We start from the raw sequence: 17,601 nt of genomic DNA, 5'->3' as shown, positions 1-17,601 counted from the left end.
TCACTCCCCACCCTTTTGCACGAAGCCGCGGACGAACTCTTCCGCGTTCTCCTCGAGCACCTCGTCGATCTCGTCGAGGATCGAGTCGACGTCGTCGTCGAGCCGTTCCTTGCGCTCAGCGACGTCCTCGCTCGACTTGGCCTCGGTGACCTCTTCCTCGGTCGACGAGCGCTTCGTCTGCTTGTGCTGCTGTCCGCCGTCCTTCGCCATGGCACACACCTCCTAGAACCGCCGCCCAGGAGGGCCGCCCAACCGACCCTCACTGTGACATCTATATGGCGACCCTACCCGGCGGCGCCCCCAGTAATGGTGCGAACCAGGTCACTCGCGGTGTCGCACTGGTCCAGCAGCGCTCCGACATGTGCTTTCGTACCGCGCAGCGGGTCCAACGTGGGGATTCGCTGGAGCGACTCCCGGCCCGGCAGGTCGAAGATCACCGAGTCCCACGAGGCCGCCGCCACCTGCCCGGCGTACTGCTGCATGCAGCGACCGCGGAAGTACGCGCGGGTGTCCGTCGGCGGGTGCGAGACGGCCATCCGGATCTCCTCGTCGCTGACCAGGCGCTGCATCCGGCCGGCCTTGACCAGCTTGTAGTACAGCCCTTTGTCCGGACGGAGATCGGCGTACTGCAGGTCGACCAGGTGCAGCTTCGGGTCGTCCCACTCCAGCCCGTCGCGGTCTCGGTAGGACTGCAGCAACTTCAGCTTCGCGACCCAGTCGAGCTGGTCGGCCAGCTTCATCGGGTCGGTGGCCAGCTGGTCGAGCACCTGCTCCCAGCGGTACAGGATGTCCTTGGTCTGCCGGTCCGCGTCGTCGCCGTACTTGTCCTCGACGTACTTGCGGGCCTGCTCGAGGTACTCCGTCTGCAACTGGACCGCGGTCAGCTTGCGGCCGTCCTTCAACGTCATCAGGTGCGTGCAGGTCGGGTCGTGGCTGACCTCGTGCAGCGCGGTGACCGGGCGGTCGACGCTCAGGTCGTCGGTCAGCCAGCCGTCCTCGATCATCGCCAGCACCAGCGACGTCGTACCGACCTTCAGGTACGTCGAGATCTCGGCCAGGTTCGCGTCGCCGATGATGACGTGCAGCCGACGGTACCGGTCCGGGTTCGCGTGCGGCTCGTCGCGGGTGTTGATGATCGGGCGCTTCAGCGTCGTCTCCAGGCCGACCTCGACCTCGAAGTAGTCCGCCCGCTGGCTGATCTGAAAGCCGTGCGCGTTGCCGTCCTGGCCGATGCCGACCCGGCCGGCGCCGGTGACCACCTGGCGGCTGACGAAGAACGGGGTCAGGTGTCGCACGATCGACGCGAACGGCGTGGACCGGCGCATCAGGTAGTTCTCGTGCGACCCGTACGACGCGCCCTTGTTGTCGGTGTTGTTCTTGTAGAGGTTCAGCGGCGGGGCGCCGGGGATCTGCCGGGCCTGGCGCGCGCCCTCCATGATCACCAGCTCGCCGGCCTTGTCCCAGACCACGACGTCGCGCGGATTCGTGCACTCGGGTGCGGAGTACTCCGGGTGGGCGTGGTCGACGTACAGCCGGGCGCCGTTGGTGAGGATCACGTTCGCCAGCCCGGTCTCCTCGTCCGTGAGCTGGCTCGAGTCCGCCACCTCCCGGCTCAGGTCGAAGCCGCGCGCGTCCCGCAGCGGGTGCTCCTCGTCGAAGTCCCACCTCGTCTTGCGCGCCAGCGGCTGCGTCTGGGCGTAACCGTTCACCACCTGGCTGGAGGTCAGCATCGGGTTGGCCCCGGGCTGCCCTGGAACCGAGATGCCGAACTCGGTCTCGGTCCCCATAATCCGCCGAACACTCATGCGATCGAGCCTACGCGGTCGGGCCGACTAAAGGTGTTGCTGTGTCCACAGGGTTACCTGTGAGACTGCCCAGATGGACGAACAAGTGGCACTGCTGGACAGCGACGGCCGGGTGTGCGGATCCGCGCCACGTTCCGTCATGCGGCGCGACAACCTGCGCCACGGCGCGACCGGAGTACTGGTCCGGAACACGGCCGGCGACATCTACGTGCACCGCCGGACGCCCACCAAGGACGTCTACCCGGGCCGGTACGACTTCGCGGCCGGCGGCGTCGTAGCGGCCGGTGAGGACCCGTACGACGCGGTCGTGCGCGAGCTGGCCGAGGAGCTGGGGATCACCGGCGTCGAGCTCACGCAACTGCCGGAGGGCGACTACGCGGACGAGGTCACCAGCTACCACGCCTACCTCTACACGTGCGTCTGGGACGGCCCGGTGAAGCACCAGCCGGAGGAGGTCGAGTGGGGCGACTGGATGTCCCCCGCGGAGCTCGTAGCGCGGCTGGACGACCCCCAGTGGCCCTTCATGCCTGACACCGCTGCCCTGCTCGGTCCACTCGTCCGCAGCCTCGCATGAGGATCGAGGACAACGGCTGGGACAGCCGCGCCTGGCTGAACGGCGACTGGCTGCACCGCGAACCACGTCGCGAGGAAGTCCGCCCGCGCCTACTCGCCGAGACCCGCCTCCTCCCCTGGCTCGCCCCACAAGTCCCGCTGCCCGTGCCAGTCCCCGAGCCCACTGAGTACGGCGTACGCCATCGTCTCCTGGTCGGAGACCCACTAGAAGCAGGCAGTACTGCGCTGGGCCGGGAGCTCGGGTCATTCCTCAGAACGCTCCACGCGGTGGATCCGGCCGAGGCCGTCGCCCATGGCGCGGTGGACGCGGAGACGGCGGCCGCGGAGAAGACGGTGTTCCTCGACGAGGCCCGGGCGAAGGTTGTGCCTCTGCTACCGCATTCGGCGCAGGCTGCCGGCCTGGCGCTGCTGGAGCGGCTCGGTGGAGTCCGGACGGCACTGGTTCACGCGGATCTCGGGCCGGATCACCTGCTCGTCGCTGACGGGCGGATCACCGGGATCATCGACTGGACTGATGCTCAGATCGGCGATCCGGCGCTGGACTTGTGCTGGTTGTTGAACGGCGCCCCAGCAGGCATCGCCGAGGGCGTCAGCGAGACCTACGGCGTCACCCCGGAGCTCCGCAGCCGCGCGCACGACTGGCACCAGCTCGGGCCTTGGTACGAAGTACATCGCGGGCTGCTGCTCGACCAACCGGAAGACGTGCAGAGCGGCCTGGAGGGCATCCTGGCGCGCCTGTGAGCCGCTCTGGCGACCTGCTGGCGGGTTACGGCTGGCGGGCGATGAAGCGGGAGATGGAGCGGGCCAGGTTGATGCCGACCAGGCCTCCCCAGCAGATGATGACGGCGAAGGTGCCTTCCATCTCGCCGGCGATCGCGGTGATCGGGATACCGGCCACGACGGAGACGATCGCGAGGGCGAGGCCGCCGGGGTCGTTCTCCTTGCTCGGCGGCCCGGTCCGGACCGGCTCCGGAGCGACAGGGCGTTGGGCGATCCGGGCGTCGATCTTCTCCAGGAACGCGTCGATGATCTCGGGCTCGTAGTCCGGGCCCAGCTCCTGCCGCGCGGCCACCGCGGCGCGCAGGTCCTTGCGAATCTCGTCCGTCGCCATACCCAGGAAGCTACGACAGCTTCACCACCTGACGGATCAGGGAAGACCCCGGTCCGACCCCCTGAGTAGGCACCCTCCAGCAGCCGCCCGCCGCGGCGTACTCCGCCTGAGCTGACAACGCACAGCCGCCCCGGTCCGTGGGGACCGGGGCGGCTGGGGTGTCGCGTGGTGGGCAGGTGTTACAGGTACTGCCCGGTGTTGGTTGCCGTGTCGATGGAGCGGCCGGGCTCGGTGCCCTGCTTGCCGGAGACGAGCGTACGGATGAAGACGATCCGCTCGCCCTTCTTGCCGGAGATCCGGGCCCAGTCGTCCGGGTTGGTCGTGTTCGGCAGGTCCTCGTTCTCCTTGAACTCGTCGACGCACGCCTGCAGCAGGTGCTGCACCCGCAGACCCTTCTGGTTCTCGTCCAGGTAGGCCTTGATCGCCATCTTCTTGGCCCGGTCGACGATGTTCTGGATCATCGCGCCGGAGTTGAAGTCCTTGAAGTACAGGACCTCCTTGTCACCGTTGGCGTAGGTGACCTCCAGGAAGCGGTTCTCGTCGGTCTCGGTGTACATCCGCTCGACGACCCGCTGGATCATCCCGTTCACGGTCTCCGACTTGTCCCCGGAGAACTCCCCCAGGTCGTCGGCGTGCAACGGCAGCGTGGTGGTCAGGTACTTCGAGAAGATGTCGCGGGCGCCCTCGGCGTCCGGCCGCTCGATCTTGATCTTCACGTCCAGCCGGCCCGGCCGCAGGATCGCCGGGTCGATCATGTCCTCACGGTTCGAGGCACCGATGACGATCACGTTCTCCAGGCCCTCGACGCCGTCGATCTCGCTCAGCAACTGCGGGACGATGGTGTTCTCGACGTCGGAGGAGACACCGGAGCCGCGGGTGCGGAACAGCGAGTCCATCTCGTCGAAGAACACGATCACCGGCATACCCTCGGAGGCCTTCTCCCGGGCCCGCTGGAAGACCAGCCGGATGTGCCGCTCGGTCTCGCCGACGTACTTGTTCAGCAGCTCGGGACCCTTGATGTTGAGGAAGAACGACCTGCCCTCGACACCGGTCTTCTCGGCGACCTTCTTGGCCAGCGAGTTCGCCACCGCCTTGGCGATCAGCGTCTTGCCACAGCCCGGCGGGCCGTACAGCAGGACGCCCTTCGGCGGCTTGAGCTCGTGCTCCAGGAACAGGTCCTTGTGCAGGTACGGCAGCTCGACCGCGTCCCGGATCTGCTCGATCTGGCCGAAGAGGCCGCCGATCTGGGTGTAGTCGATGTCCGGCACCTCTTCGAGGATCAGCTCCTCGACCTCGGACTTCGGGATCCGTTCGTACACATAGCCGGAGCGGGGCTCCAGCAGCAGCGAGTCGCCGGCCCGCAGCGGCTGGTCGAGCAGCGGTGACGCGAGTCGGACGACCCGTTCCTCGTCGGCCTGCGCGATGACCAGTGCCCGCTCGCCGTCGGCCAGCAGCTCTTTCAGCATGACTACGTCGCCGACGACCTCGAAGTCGCAGGCTTCGACCACGTTCAACGCCTCGTTCAGCATCAGTTCCTGGCCGAGCTTGAGCGCGTCCAGGTCGACTGAGGGGCTCGCCGCGACCCGGAGCTTGCGTCCCCCGGTGAACACGTCCAGCGTGTCGTCGTCGTTGCGGCCCAGGAAGGTACCGAAACCGGACGGCGGTTGCGCCAGCCGGTCGACTTCCTCCTTGAGGGCGATGATCTTCTCTCGGGCCTCGCGCAGCGTTTCCGCCAACCGCTCGTTCTGCGCGGTCACGCTCGCCAAGGACGCTTGGGTTTCCGACAGTCTGCTCTCGAGCGACCGGCTGTCCGCCGGGTGCTCCAACAGCCGACGCCGCAACGCTGCGACCTCGGCTTCCAGGTACCGGACCTGATTACGCAGCTCTGCCGCGGTAGGACTCTCGTCTCCAGCCACGATCATCACCTCACCATGTGGGGCTCGACCCTATGGACCTTACCCAGAAAACCTCACTGAGCAAGCTGAATCCCATCACGTGTCGGTTGCGGATGAATCGGTTGCCGTCGGCGTGTCCCCGACCGATTCGGACCGGCGCGGCCCGGAATAGTCGTCGCCGTACGCTCCGGGGGCCGGACGCCGCTTCTTCCGGGGCGCCTTCACCCCCGGCGCCATCCGCCGGGCGGTGACCAGGAACGCGGTGTGCCCCTGCATCCGGTGGCCGGGCCGGACGGCGAGCCCCTCGACGTGCCAGTCCCGGACCAGCGACTCCCAGGCCCGCGGCTCGGTGAACTCACCGTGCGCCCGCAACGTTTCGACGACCCGGCTCAACTGGGTCGTGGTGGCGACGTAAGCGCAGAACACCCCACCCGGCACCAGCGCACCCGCGGCGGCGTCAACGCACTCCCAGGGGGCCAGCATGTCCAGTACGACGCGATCCACGTCCGTCTCGTCCAGCGACTCCACCAGGTCCCCGACCTCGAGCCGCCAGGCCGGGTGCTCCCCGCCGAAGAACCCGGTCACGTTCTTGCGGGCCACCTCGGCGAAGTCCTCGCGCCGTTCGTAGGAGATGACCTCCCCATGGATGCCGACGGCCCGAAGCAGCGCGGTGGTCAGCGCGCCCGACCCGGCACCCGCCTCGACCACCTTCGCGCCCGGGAAGATGTCGGCCATCGTGACGATCTGCGCGGTGTCCTTCGGGTAGATCACCGCGGCCCCCCGCGGCATCGACACCGAGTAGTCGGCCATCAACGGCCGCAGCGCCAGATACTCGACGTTCCCCGCCGACCGGATCACCACCGCGTCCGGCCCGTCGATCAGGTCGTCGTGGGCGATCCCGCCCTTGGTCGTGTGGAAGATCCTCCCCCGCTCCAGGAACACCGAGTGCCGCCGCCCCTTCGGGTCCGACAGGGTGATCCACTCCCCCGCCTGGAGCGGCCCGTGGTGGACCCCGGAGTACGACACATCAGGAAAGTCACGAAGATCAGACATAAGGCGCTCACCTTAACCGCCCACCACCCGCACCCCGGTACGCCGGTACGCCGCCCCCGGCTGACCCGGTCGGCGCAGGTTCTGGACAGTCCACCGGCACAGGCTCGGGCGGCTCCAACGGCAAAGGCTCGGGTGGTTCCACCGGCATAGGCGGAGGTGGTTGCGTCCCCGGGCTGCGTGATCGTGCTAGTCGGGCTGGTGTGCGTCAAGTGAGCGCTTCGCGTCCCTTCGGGATCGGAACAAGTTCCGACTCTTGACACCCACCAGCCCGACCAGGGAAGGACGCAGCTATCCCGGAGCCGCTGAGAGGTATGGCGACAAGGCCCAGGGAGCACGTCTGGTGCGCAAGGTGCGCTCCGGGCCACCGGCAGGCCGTCGCTGGCGGGTTGCTCGGCCACTGGCGCTCTACAAGCCGCCAGCCGGCGAACGACCCGCCAGCGGACCCCGCAACGAGCCACACGCCGCCAACCAACCCGCCACTGACCGAACAACCTGCCAGTGGACGAACAACCCGACCAACGCCAACCCTCGAATGACCGCAACCACCACTCCTCGGGGCAAACACCCACCCCCGGGAGCCGCCGGCGTACCGAAGAACAGGAAGTAGTCGCCGCACACACCACCCCGGCAGGCACCCCACGCCTGGAACCTCCGCGACCACCCCAGTACTACCTGTCGGTCCGTACACCCCACCCCCGAAAACACCACCCCGACCCGGCTCAAACCTCCGTCGCCCGGTGCACCCCATCCCGAAAGCACCACCCCGACCCGGCTCAGACCTCTGCGCGGGATCCGCGTAGCTGCGTCCTTCCCTGGTCGGGATGGGGTGGGTCAAGAGTCGAAACTTGTTTCGATCCCGAAGGGACGCCAAAGGCGCTTCTCTTGACGCACACCAGCCCGACCAGCACCATCACGCAGCGGAGACCGCCAACCACCTCGGCCTATGCCCGGCCGAACCACCCGCACCCATGCCGGGCGCACCACTCGCATCCGTTGCCGGGCGCACCACTCGCGCCCTTTCCGGACGAACCACCGCGCCTGATGTTCGCCCACCACCTCGCCCGCCATACCGCCATGCCGGCGTGCCGGGTCAGCGGGCGCGGAAGGCCTCTTCTACGTCGGCGGTGGCGAGGACGCCGTAGACGGCGCCGTTGGCGTCGAGGACGAGGTATTCGGTGGCGGGGTTCTTGCGGAGGGTGGCGAGGATTTCTTCGCCGGTGTCGTTGACGCCGATGATGTGGCCGGCGCCGATGCGGGTGGCTACCTCGCCGACCGTGGTCCAGGGGCGCTGGTTCGGGGCGATCGCGTTGACTGCGGACTCCGAGACGAGCGCGTGGGGCTTGTCGTCGCCGTCGATGACCACTACGGCGCCCGCTTGCGCCCCGGCGGCTAGGCGGACCGCTTCCGACACCGGAGTACTGGCGTGTACGGCGATCGCGCGGCGGGCGAGGGTGCGGACCTGGAGGGCGGGGAGCTTGCGGCGGAGCCGGGCCTGCATGAGCGAGGCCGTCGAGCCCATCCAGAGGAAGAAGCCGACCGCAAGGGCGATCACGAAGTCGATGATGGTCGGCGGCCGGTCGAACAACTCTTGCAGGATCACAGGCGCGGCCAGTACCGCGATGGCGATCAGGCGGCCCGCCCACGCGGCCGCGATCGTCCCGGTGTGCATGTTGCCCGTCAGCTTCCAGACGAACGCTCGCAGTACCCAGCCACCGTCCAGCGGCAGCCCCGGGAGCAGGTTGGTGACGCCAACGATCAGGTTGGCCACGGCGAGTTCGAACAGCGCGACGTACGCGACGCCTTCGTCAGCCGCGCGCGCACCGAGGTACGCGAGGCCGCCGACGAGCAGGGAGGCCAGCGGGCCGACCACCGAGACGACGAACTCCTCGAAAGGGCTCTTGCGCTCCCCCTCGATGTGCGTGCCGGCCGCGAAGAAGCCGAGGTTGATCTCCGACACCTGGATGTTGAACTTCAGCGCCGCCAGCGCGTGTGCGAGCTCGTGCAGCAGGATCGACACGGTGAACGCGATCACGAAGGCGAACGACGCCACGTAGCGCCAGTTGCCAAGGTCGGGGAACTGCTGCCCGATGATGCTGGAGAAGCCCAGAGCCAGCAGTACTGCGACCGGAAGCCAGGTGTACCGCATGGTGAGCCGGATCCCCTTGACACGGCCGAGCACCCAGGTGCCGGGTGGTGCGCCGGCAGGCTGGGCGGGACTCTGGGGATCACGCGGCTCGGACATCGAGGTAACGCTACTGGTCCCTAGGTAACGCCGTGCTACACACCCACGGTGAGGCGAGCTGCATAGCCTTCCTGCACGCTGCCGCTCATGCTCGCCAGCTGGTGTACGCCGCCGTCGTCGCCGAAGACGTTGTCACTCTGCAGCGACGTCCTGGACAGGTTCTGGGTGCTCCCGTCGTACCCGGAGGTCGCGTAGACCGCCTTGCAGGCCTCTTCGGGCAGAGCCAGCTGGGAGGTCGCACTGATCTTCCCTGCGGCCGTGGCCTCCGACAGCGACGCGTAGACCTCGAAGTGGATGTGGGGCCACCTGCCGGAGTACGCCGCGGGGAAGATCGTGGTGAAGGTGACCTTGCCGTTGGCATCGGCCGCCTGGACGCCGCGCAGGTAGTTCTCGTCGGTGATCTCCGTGTCGTAGAGCGAGTACCGGCCCTGGGCGTCGCAGTGCCACAGGTAGACGGCAGCACCCGCCAGCGCGGTGTCCTTGTCCGCATCCAGTACTACGAGCTCAACCGTGAGCGGGACTCCTTCGGCAACGCCTGAGGAGGATCCGAAGCTCTTGGTGATGTCGCTGCGGACGATGCCGGACTCGGTCAGCACATTCGGGCCGTTCGACCCGTCTCCTGGGAACGGGCCGGCTGTTTCGGAGGGGATCTCGTCGACGTCTGCGGTCGATGCGCTGGGGCTCGGCGTAGTGGCCGACGTCGTACCGCTGCTGGACGGGCTGCTGCTGGAAGGGCTCGTGGAGCCGCCGGAAGTGGAGTCGTCGGTCGCACAGCCGGCCATCGCCGCGAAGCCGACGCCTGCCAACAGTCGCAGCACGTTCCGCCGGCGGAGCGTGCCCAGGTCGTGTACGAGGCCCAGGTCGTGTTCGTGCGGGGGTGTCATGGTCGGTCTCCTTGGTCGGCTGTGATTCCAGAGTGCCGACCGAGGCCGATGGTTTGCCGAAAGTCCGCTGGGAGTTCCCTGTGAGCCGATTCAACCGGTGGTCGGGCGGTTCTGAACCGTTTGTGAGGTGGTTGTCCACAGCCTGGTGCGGCGTGCGCGCGCAGTGTCGGTGGTCTCGCCTAGCCTTTCGGGCATGAGCGTTGCAGCAGCAGTCGATGTGCACGGCCACCCGCGCGGAGCCTTGTCCCCGTCCCGGGCGGCGGATTTCATGTCCTGCCCGCTCAAGTACCGGTTCCGGGTGATCGACCGGCTGCCGGAGAAACCGTCCTCCGCCGCCGTGCGGGGCACGGTGGTGCACGGCGTCCTCGAGCGCCTCTTCGACCTGCCGGCCGGCCAGCGAACCCTCGAGCACGCGGCCGAGATGCTCGAGCCGCAGTGGCAGCAGGTACTGGCTGCCGAGCCTGAGGTCGCCGAGTTGTTCGCCGAGGACGCGGACGGTGCCGAGCTGGCCAAGTGGCTGGCTGAGGCCCATCAGCTGCTCGGCAAGTACTTCACCCTGGAAGACCCGAACGCGCTGGAGCCCGCCGAGCGCGAGCTGTACGTCGAGACCGAGCTCGAGTCGGGTCTCACGCTCCGGGGGTACGTCGATCGCCTGGACGTGGCTCCGACGGGCGAGATCCGGGTGGTGGACTACAAGACCGGCCGGTCGCCGTCGGAGTTCTTCGAGGCGAAGGCGCTGTTCCAGATGAAGTTCTACGCGCTCGTGCTGTGGCGGCTGCGCGGGGTGGTCCCGGCGATGCTCCAGCTGGTCTACCTCGGCAATGGCGAGATAGTCCGCTATGTCCCGGACGAGGCCGACCTGCTCGCCTGCGAGCGCAAGGTCGGCGCACTGTGGAACGCGATCACCCGGGCGCTGGAGTCGGGCGACTGGCGGCCGAGCCCGGGGCCGCTGTGCGACTGGTGCGACCACAAGGCGATCTGCCCGGCCTGGGGTGGCACTCCCCCGCCGCTGCCGGTGCGCTCGGTCGAGGAGGTCGCCCAGGAATCCGCCGGCGTAGACCTCGTCGGAGTGGACGGCTGAGGGGCGATATGAGGGCCGTTAGCAGTTGGCTGAGGTGCTGCTCACACCCGGTCGATGCCCGGGTGTGTCACCGGACTCGGATACCGTCCACACTATGAGCCATCCGCATCCCGACCTCGGCCAACCGCCCAGACTCCCCGACAACGCACTCCGCGTGGTCGCTCTCGGCGGCCTCGGCGAGATCGGCCGCAACATGACCGTGTTCGAACATCGCGGCCGGTTGCTCGTGGTGGACTGCGGCGTGCTGTTCCCCGAGGAGCACCAGCCCGGCGTCGACGTGATCCTGCCCGACTTCGGCTGGATCCGGGACCGGCTGGACAAGATCGACGCCATCGTCCTCACGCACGGCCACGAGGACCACATCGGCGGCGTGCCGTACCTGCTGAAGGAGCGCGCCGACATCCCAGTGGTCGGCTCCAGGCTCACCCTGGCGTTCCTGACCGCGAAGCTCAAGGAGCACCGGATCAAGCCCGTGACCGTGGAGGTCAAGGAGGGCGACCGGCGCAAGCTCGGCCCGTTCGAGTGCGACTTCCTCGCCGTCAACCACTCCATCCCGGACGGCCTCGCGGTCGCGATCCGGACGAAGGCCGGCGTAGTACTGCACACCGGCGACTTCAAGATGGACCAGTTCCCGCTGGACCGCCGCCTCACCGACCTGCGCGGCTTCGCCAAGCTCGGCGAGGAAGGCGTGGATCTGTTCATGACGGACTCCACCAACGCCGACGTACCGGGCTTCACCACCGCCGAGAAGGACCTCGGTCCGGCGATCGACACCGTTTTCCGGACGGCGCCCGGCCGGATCATCGTGTCCAGCTTCGCCAGCCATGTGCACCGGATCCAGCAGGTTCTGGATGCCGCGAAGGCGGGTGGCCGCAAGGTCGCGTTCGTGGGGCGCTCGATGGTCCGCAACATGGGCATCGCCGGCGATCTCGGGTATCTGAAGATTCCGAAGGGTCTGATCGTCGACCTGAAGGAGCTGGAGAAGCTGCCGGACCGCAAGGTCACGCTGATCTGCACCGGCTCCCAGGGCGAGCCGATGGCCGCGCTGTCCCGGATGGCGAACCGCGACCACATGATCCGGATCGGCGAGGGCGACACCGTACTGATGGCCAGTTCGCTGATCCCCGGCAACGAGAACGCGATCTACGCGGTGATCAACGGCCTGATCCGCTGGGGCGCGAACGTCGTCCACAAGGGCAACGCGAAGGTGCACGTCTCCGGGCACGCGAGCGCGGGCGAGCTGGTCTACTGCTACAACCTGGTCAAGCCGCGCAACGTGATGCCGATCCACGGCGAGTTCCGGCACCTGAAGGCGAACGCCGAGCTCGCCACCCGGACCGGAGTACCGGCCGATCGGGTGATCATCGCCGAGGACGGAGTGGTGGTCGACCTGGACCGCGGCCGCGCGAGGATCGTCGGCAAGGTCGAGGCGGGCTACGTGTACGTCGACGCGATGACCGTCGGCGGGGTCACCGAGGCGTCGCTGAAGGACCGCCGTGCGCTGGCTGAGGAGGGCGTCGTCACCGTCGTCCTGCTCGTCGATGCGAACACGGGCCGCCTGGCCGAGCCGCCGGACTTCCTGGCCCGCGGCTTCGTCCACGACGACACCACCTTCAAAGAGGTCATCCCCGTCATCGAGGAAACCCTCGCGAAGGCAGCCTCCGAAGGCATCGGCGAGGCCAACGCCCTGGAAGAACTGGTAGGCCGCTCCGTCGGCAACTGGACCTACCGCCACTGGCGCCGCCGCCCAGTAGTAATCCCGGTCGTCATCGACGCCTGACCCACCACCCCGCTGAAACCAGACAGCCCCACGCACCCACCGCGCGCGGTCATTCGACCACCCCAACCACTGCTGCGAGCTCGCTCGAATGCCCAGCCAGGCACCCTGCTGCAGGTACTAAGACCAGCTCAACTACTTCCTTTCCGGTGGTACGCCGGCGGCATCCAGATCGTCGTTCCGGCCACGAGTGGCGGTTTCGTCGATCCAGCGGCCCCGCTGGCGTCTTGTCCGACTGCCGGCGGCTTGCACAAGGCGCCAGCCGTCGAACAACCAGCCATCGGAAAACCCCGCTGACCGCGGTGGAGCCGGTGGCGGCGGGCTGTGGGGACCGGGGACACCTCGCGGGGGGCCGGTGGCCGGTGTGGTTGTGGGGACCTCGGACACCTGGTCGGGACCGGGGACAGCTCATGTGGTGTTCAAGGTCCCGACTTGGTGTCCGAGCCCGCACTTTGTGCACCGCCCGGCCTGAGTGTCCGGAACGCCGGGATTTGCTCGGATGGTGCACAAGGTGCCGGTTTCGGGGAGCCCGCCGCCCTCTTCGGGCAGCGGCAACTCCCCGAGCTCCCATGCAGAGGAGCAGCCTCGCTCGAGTCCTTCGTGGGCGAGCTCGAACGTCTCGATCTTCCCGGGCGTTGTCGCCACACCTCCCAGTGGCTCCGGGACAGCTGCGTTCCTTCCCTGGTCGGGGTGGTGTGGGTCAAGACTCGGAACTTGTTCCGATCCCGAAGGGACGCCGAAGGCGCTCACTGGTGCACCCCGACCAGTACCATCACGCAGCCCGGGGACGCCCCCCCCCGGAACCTGCGCTGGCGAAACCACCCGAACCTGCACACGCAGAACCCGCCCGGACCCAGCACGCCGTACAAGCTCACCCGGGACTGCCCCGCTGGGCGCGCGAGCGAGCTCGCAGTCGTGGGTTTGGGTCGGCGCGCCAGGCGCGGATGGGTTGGGGGGCTGGGTGGGCCTGGGGGCGGTTAGCGTTCGGGTATGAGTGTGGAGGTTGTTGAGAGGGTGGTGGCGGTTCGGACTGTGGGGGTGGGGAAGCGGTACGGGGGCGGCGAGACCCGGATTGATGCGCTGGATGATGTGAGTGTGGACTTCGGGCGGGGGCGGTTCACCGCGATCATGGGGCCTTCGGGGTCTGGGAAGTCGACCTTGTTGCATTGTCTGGCGGGGCTTGATCGGCCGTCGGCTGGGCAGGTCTGGTTGGGGGATGTCGAGCTGACCCGGCTGGACGAGAAGGCGCTGACGCATCTGCGCAGGGATCGGATCGGGTTCGTGTTCCAGGCGTTCAACCTGGTGCCGACGCTCAGCGCGCTGGAGAACATCACGCTCCCGCTCGACCTCGCCAACCGGAAGCCCGACCGGGAATGGCTCGACAAGGTGATCACCACCATCGGCCTCGGGGATCGGCTCAACCACAAGCCGGCCGAGCTCTCCGGCGGTCAGCAGCAGCGGGTTGCCTGTGCTCGGGCGCTCGTATCCCGGCCCGACGTGGTGTTCGCGGACGAGCCGACCGGCAATCTCGATTCGCGTTCGTCGGCGGACGTGCTCGGTTTCCTGCACCGCTCGGTGCGCGAGTTCGGGCAGACCGTGGTGATGGTGACCCACGATCCCACGGCCGCGGCGTACGCCGACCGGGTGCTCTTCCTCGCCGACGGCCGCCTGGAGTCCGAGCTGCCCGACCCGACCGCGGAGTCGGTCCTCGACATGATGAAGCAGCTCGACGCGCACGAGGCGGGCTGATGCTCAAGCTCGGCCTGCGGTCGGTGCTCGCGCACAGGCTCCGCTTCGTCCTGTGCACGGTGGCCGTGATGCTGGGCATCGGGTTCGTCTCCGGCGCGATGATCTTCACCGACACCCTCTCGACCGCGCTGAAGAAGAACTTCGCGGGCAGCACCGCCGACATCACCGTCACGCCGGTCTCGGCGCTGTCGGACGACACCGGTACTTCGAGCGCCCGCCCGGCGACCCTCTCGTCGGACCTCGCGCACCAGATCGCCGCGGTTCCGGGCGTCGCCGGAACCGACCCGCAGCTCCTCACCACCGGCCCGCAGATCCTCGGCTCCGACGGCAAACCCAGCGACACGTACGGCCTCCCGACGTACGGCGCCGGCTGGCCGCACGACCCGCGCACCGCCCCCTTCAAACTGATCGACGGCAAGGCGCCGTGGGGCGAGGGCCAGCTCGGCCTCGACCAGTCCACCGCACAGCGCGAGGGGTACGAGCTCGGCGACAAGGTCAAGGTGGTCACCCCCGCCCAGGCCGTGACCGGCACGCTCACCGCGATAACCACCCCAGTACTCGCCGGCGCTGCGGCAGGCGCCCCGCTCGTCACCTTCGACCCGGCCACCGGCCAACGACTGCTGCTCGGCGGACCAGGCTGGACCTCCATCGGCGTCGCGATTCAGCCCGGACAGGACTCGGCTGCCGTCACGAAGGCGATCGAGGCTGTCGCCGGCAAGGACGCGACCGTACGTACCGCCGCGCAGGTCTCGGCCGACGGCAAGAACGCGCTGGACGACACCTTCGGCGGCTTCAGCACGGTGCTGCTGATGTTCGCCGGCCTGGCGCTCTTCGTCGGCGCGTTCCTGATCGTCAACACCTTCGCGATGCTGGTCGCCCAGCGTTCCCGCGAGCTCGCGATGCTCCGCGCGATCGGCGCATCCCGCGGCCAGGTCACCGGGACCGTCCTCGCCGAGGGCCTCGTGATCGGCGCCATCGGTTCCACCCTCGGCCTACTGCTCGGCGGAGGCGTCGCCGCGGGGCTCCAGTTCTTCTACCAGCGACTCGACCTGGCAATCCCCACCGCGGTGCTGCAGATCAGCCCGGAGACGATCATCACCTGCTATCTCCTCGGCATCGGCATCACGCTGGCCGCCGCGTACCCGGCCGCCCGCCGTGCCGGGAAGCTCCCACCCGTCGCCGCCATGCGCGACGACGCGATGCTGCCCGAGCGCTCGATCCTGGTCCGCGTCATCATCGGTGCGTTCATGCTGCTGATGGCAGCCACCGTCTATGCGATCGCGGTCAACCTCAAAGGCCTGCCGGCCGCAGTACTGCTCGGCCTCGGTGCTGCGATCACCCTGCTCGGCGTCGTGATGACGAGCCCGCTGATCAGCCGGTACGCCGTACGCGGGCTGATGTCGCCGTTCGGGCGCAAGGCGCCAGTGACCCTCGGGCGGCGGAACGCGGAGCGCAATCCGCGGCGTACGTCGGCTACCGCGTCAGCGCTGATGATCTCGCTCGCCCTGGTCAGCGGCCTGGTGGTGATCGCGTCGTCCGCGAAGGCGTCCGTCGACAAGGGCATCACCGACGCCATCGGTACTTCGGACCTGGTGGTCACCAGGGACGGCGGCAACCCGTTCAGCGGGCAGGTCCGCGACCGGATCGCCGAGGTGCCCGGCATCACCTCGGTGCACCGGGTCCGTCAGATGGCCGGCAAGGTCGGCGACACGTCGGTGCGGGTGGCCGGAGTCGACGAAGGCACGCTCGACGGGCCGATCACCGCGCAGGTCGAGGCGGGCACGGTCAGCGGCCTGCAACCCGGCCAGGCGATCGTCCCACGCAATCTGGCCAGGACGCTCGACCTCTCCGTCGGCAAAGCCTTCCAACTGATCACCACGACCGGCACCCACCGGCTGACCGTGGCCGGCGTGATCGCGCCGAACAGGCAGCTCAACGCGATCGCGCTCTCCCTGCCCGGCTACACCGCGATCGGCGGCGCAGCGAGCGACTCGACCCTGTACGTCGAAGTTGCCGACGGCACCAGTATTGCCACCGTGCTGCCGACGGTGGTCGCCAAGCTGCAGGACTACCCCGCCGTCCAGGTCCGCGACCAGCAGGCGTACGCGAAGGGTGAGCGCGGACCGATCAACGCGATCCTCGGCGTGGTCGGCATGCTGCTGGCGCTGGCGATCCTGATTGCCGTGCTCGGCATCGTGAACACCCTCGCGCTCGGCGTGGTCGAGCGGACCCGGGAGATCGGCCTGCTCCGCGCGATCGGGATGGATCGCCCGCAGCTGCGGCGGATGCTCCAGGTCGAGTCGATCGCGATCGCGCTCCTCGGCGCCCTGCTGGGCCTGGTGATCGGCGTGCTCTTCGGCGCCTCGATCCAGCAGGTGATGGCGGACGACGGACTCGCCGTCCTGGACATCCCGGTGCTGCAACTGGTGATCGCCGTGCTGGTCGCGGCCGCGGTCGGCGTACTGGCTGCAGTGTGGCCGTCACGCCGTGCAGCAAGGCTCGACGTACTGCGGGCGATCGCCACCGAGTGACCAGCCGGTCGTGATGGACGCCAAGACCGGCCAGGACGTGAACCGCAGCCAGGACAGGAATTCGCAGGTAGCCTGCCGGTGTGCCGGGGAGCGTGCAGTCCATCGAGCGGGCGGCCGCTGTGCTGCGACTGCTCGCGGCGGCGCCGAACGGGCTCGGTGTGGCCGATCTGGGCAACGCGCTCGGCCTGGCCAAGCCGACCGTGCACGGCATCCTCAAGACCCTGCACCAGGTCGGGTTCGTCGAGCAGGACCACACCGGCGCGCACTACCGGCTCAGTGACGCCTTCGGCCGCCTCGGCGAGACCTACCTGGACCCGAACGAGCTTCGCAGCCGCGCGATCAACTGGGCCGACTCCCTGGCCTCCCGCAGCGGCGAGGTGGTCCGCGTCGGCCGCCTGGTCGAGGGCAAGGTCGTCGTCGTGCACCACGTCTTCCGCCCCGACGACAGCGACCAGGACCTCGACGTCGGTACGACGCTGCCGCCGCACGCGTGCGCCCTCGGCAAGGCCGTGCTCGCCTTCGACGCGAGCGGAGCCGCACGGCCCGGCAGGCTCGACGCGTACACGACCCGGACGATCGTCGACCCGGCCCGGCTGGCCGAGGAACTGATGGCGGTCCGGGCGAAGGGTTGGGCCGGCGAGTTCGAGGAGCACACCGTGGAACTGGCCGGGATCGCCGCGCCGATCCGCGGTCTCGGCGGCCTGGTGGTCGGGGCGGTCGGGCTGACCGGCCGGATCGAGCGCATCTGCGACAGCCGGCTGCGGCACCGCAGCGACCTGATCACCATGGTCCGCGCCACCGCCGAGGCCATCGGCCGCGATCTGCGGGAAGAGCGCTGATGCCGCGGCGCGTCCGTGCCTCGGTGGGTGCGCGAACGGCCGTCTGGGGCCTACGGTTCGA

Annotated in this window: 14 protein-coding genes; 7 read left to right on the top strand and 7 right to left on the bottom strand. The window is 68.6% G+C overall.

The features are described from left to right. Both EV648_RS27830 and dop read right to left on the bottom strand, forming a co-directional pair. Complete coding sequence (locus EV648_RS27830; RefSeq protein ID WP_132191293.1) at positions 1–210, bottom strand: ubiquitin-like protein Pup; 210 nt, start codon at positions 208–210, stop codon at positions 1–3. Between the two features lie 74 nt (positions 211–284). Further along, complete coding sequence (gene dop, locus EV648_RS27825; RefSeq protein WP_132297973.1) at positions 285–1,805, bottom strand: depupylase/deamidase Dop; 1,521 nt, start codon at positions 1,803–1,805, stop codon at positions 285–287. A gap of 73 nt (positions 1,806–1,878) precedes the next feature. On the opposite strand from dop, the gene EV648_RS27820 reads away from it, so the two are divergent. Together EV648_RS27820 and EV648_RS27815 are read left to right on the top strand one after the other, a co-directional pair. Next, entirely contained in the window at positions 1,879–2,379 is a 501-nt protein-coding gene (locus EV648_RS27820; RefSeq protein ID WP_132297971.1) for an NUDIX hydrolase, read from the top strand. Continuing rightward, complete coding sequence (locus EV648_RS27815) at positions 2,376–3,119, top strand: phosphotransferase (protein WP_132297969.1); 744 nt, start codon at positions 2,376–2,378, stop codon at positions 3,117–3,119. Before EV648_RS27820 ends, EV648_RS27815 begins: the two co-directional genes overlap by 4 nt. Before the next feature lie 25 nt (positions 3,120–3,144). Here the strand turns inward: EV648_RS27815 and EV648_RS27810 are convergent, their stop codons facing one another. The 5 genes from EV648_RS27810 to EV648_RS27790 form a co-directional block, all read right to left on the bottom strand. Beyond that, positions 3,145–3,489, bottom strand: a complete 345-nt coding sequence (locus EV648_RS27810) for a hypothetical protein (RefSeq protein WP_132297967.1) — start codon at positions 3,487–3,489, stop codon at positions 3,145–3,147. A 179-nt stretch (positions 3,490–3,668) separates the two neighbouring features. Next, positions 3,669–5,411 (bottom strand): proteasome ATPase, encoded by a 1,743-nt coding sequence (arc, locus tag EV648_RS27805; protein ID WP_132191298.1) that lies wholly within the window; start codon positions 5,409–5,411, stop codon positions 3,669–3,671. A gap of 69 nt (positions 5,412–5,480) precedes the next feature. Beyond that, positions 5,481–6,437 carry a tRNA (adenine-N1)-methyltransferase gene (locus EV648_RS27800; protein ID WP_132297965.1) on the bottom strand — a complete coding sequence of 319 codons (957 nt, stop codon included), beginning with the start codon at positions 6,435–6,437 and terminating at the stop codon, positions 5,481–5,483. Between the two features lie 1,090 nt (positions 6,438–7,527). Next, positions 7,528–8,679 (bottom strand): site-2 protease family protein, encoded by a 1,152-nt coding sequence (locus EV648_RS27795; RefSeq protein WP_241995644.1) that lies wholly within the window; start codon positions 8,677–8,679, stop codon positions 7,528–7,530. A gap of 35 nt (positions 8,680–8,714) precedes the next feature. Then, complete coding sequence (locus tag EV648_RS27790) at positions 8,715–9,563, bottom strand: intradiol ring-cleavage dioxygenase (RefSeq protein ID WP_132297963.1); 849 nt, start codon at positions 9,561–9,563, stop codon at positions 8,715–8,717. A 193-nt stretch (positions 9,564–9,756) separates the two neighbouring features. On the opposite strand from EV648_RS27790, the gene EV648_RS27785 reads away from it, so the two are divergent. From EV648_RS27785 to EV648_RS27765, 5 genes are all read left to right on the top strand, one after another. Then, positions 9,757–10,644 carry a PD-(D/E)XK nuclease family protein gene (locus EV648_RS27785; protein ID WP_132297961.1) on the top strand — a complete coding sequence of 296 codons (888 nt, stop codon included), beginning with the start codon at positions 9,757–9,759 and terminating at the stop codon, positions 10,642–10,644. 94 nt (positions 10,645–10,738) lie between these two features. Next, the gene (locus EV648_RS27780) at positions 10,739–12,424 is read left to right on the top strand and encodes a ribonuclease J (RefSeq protein ID WP_132297959.1); all 1,686 of its coding nucleotides are present in this window, start codon (positions 10,739–10,741) and stop codon (positions 12,422–12,424) included. Positions 12,425–13,411: 987 nt separating this feature from the next. Continuing rightward, entirely contained in the window at positions 13,412–14,170 is a 759-nt protein-coding gene (locus EV648_RS27775) for an ABC transporter ATP-binding protein (protein WP_132297957.1), read from the top strand. Continuing rightward, positions 14,170–16,701, top strand: a complete 2,532-nt coding sequence (locus EV648_RS27770; RefSeq protein ID WP_132297955.1) for an ABC transporter permease — start codon at positions 14,170–14,172, stop codon at positions 16,699–16,701. Before EV648_RS27775 ends, EV648_RS27770 begins: the two co-directional genes overlap by 1 nt. An 80-nt stretch (positions 16,702–16,781) precedes the next feature. Beyond that, a complete protein-coding gene (locus EV648_RS27765; RefSeq protein ID WP_132297953.1) occupies positions 16,782–17,540 on the top strand; it encodes an IclR family transcriptional regulator in 759 nt (252 codons plus the stop codon). Positions 17,541–17,601: the final 61 nt, after the last annotated feature.

It is taken from the genome of Kribbella sp. VKM Ac-2568 (assembly GCF_004345365.1).
GTDB lineage: Bacteria > Actinomycetota > Actinomycetes > Propionibacteriales > Kribbellaceae > Kribbella > Kribbella orskensis.
The sequence above is the reverse complement of the archived record's forward strand: the minus strand, read 5'-3'. Positions and strand labels throughout refer to the sequence as shown.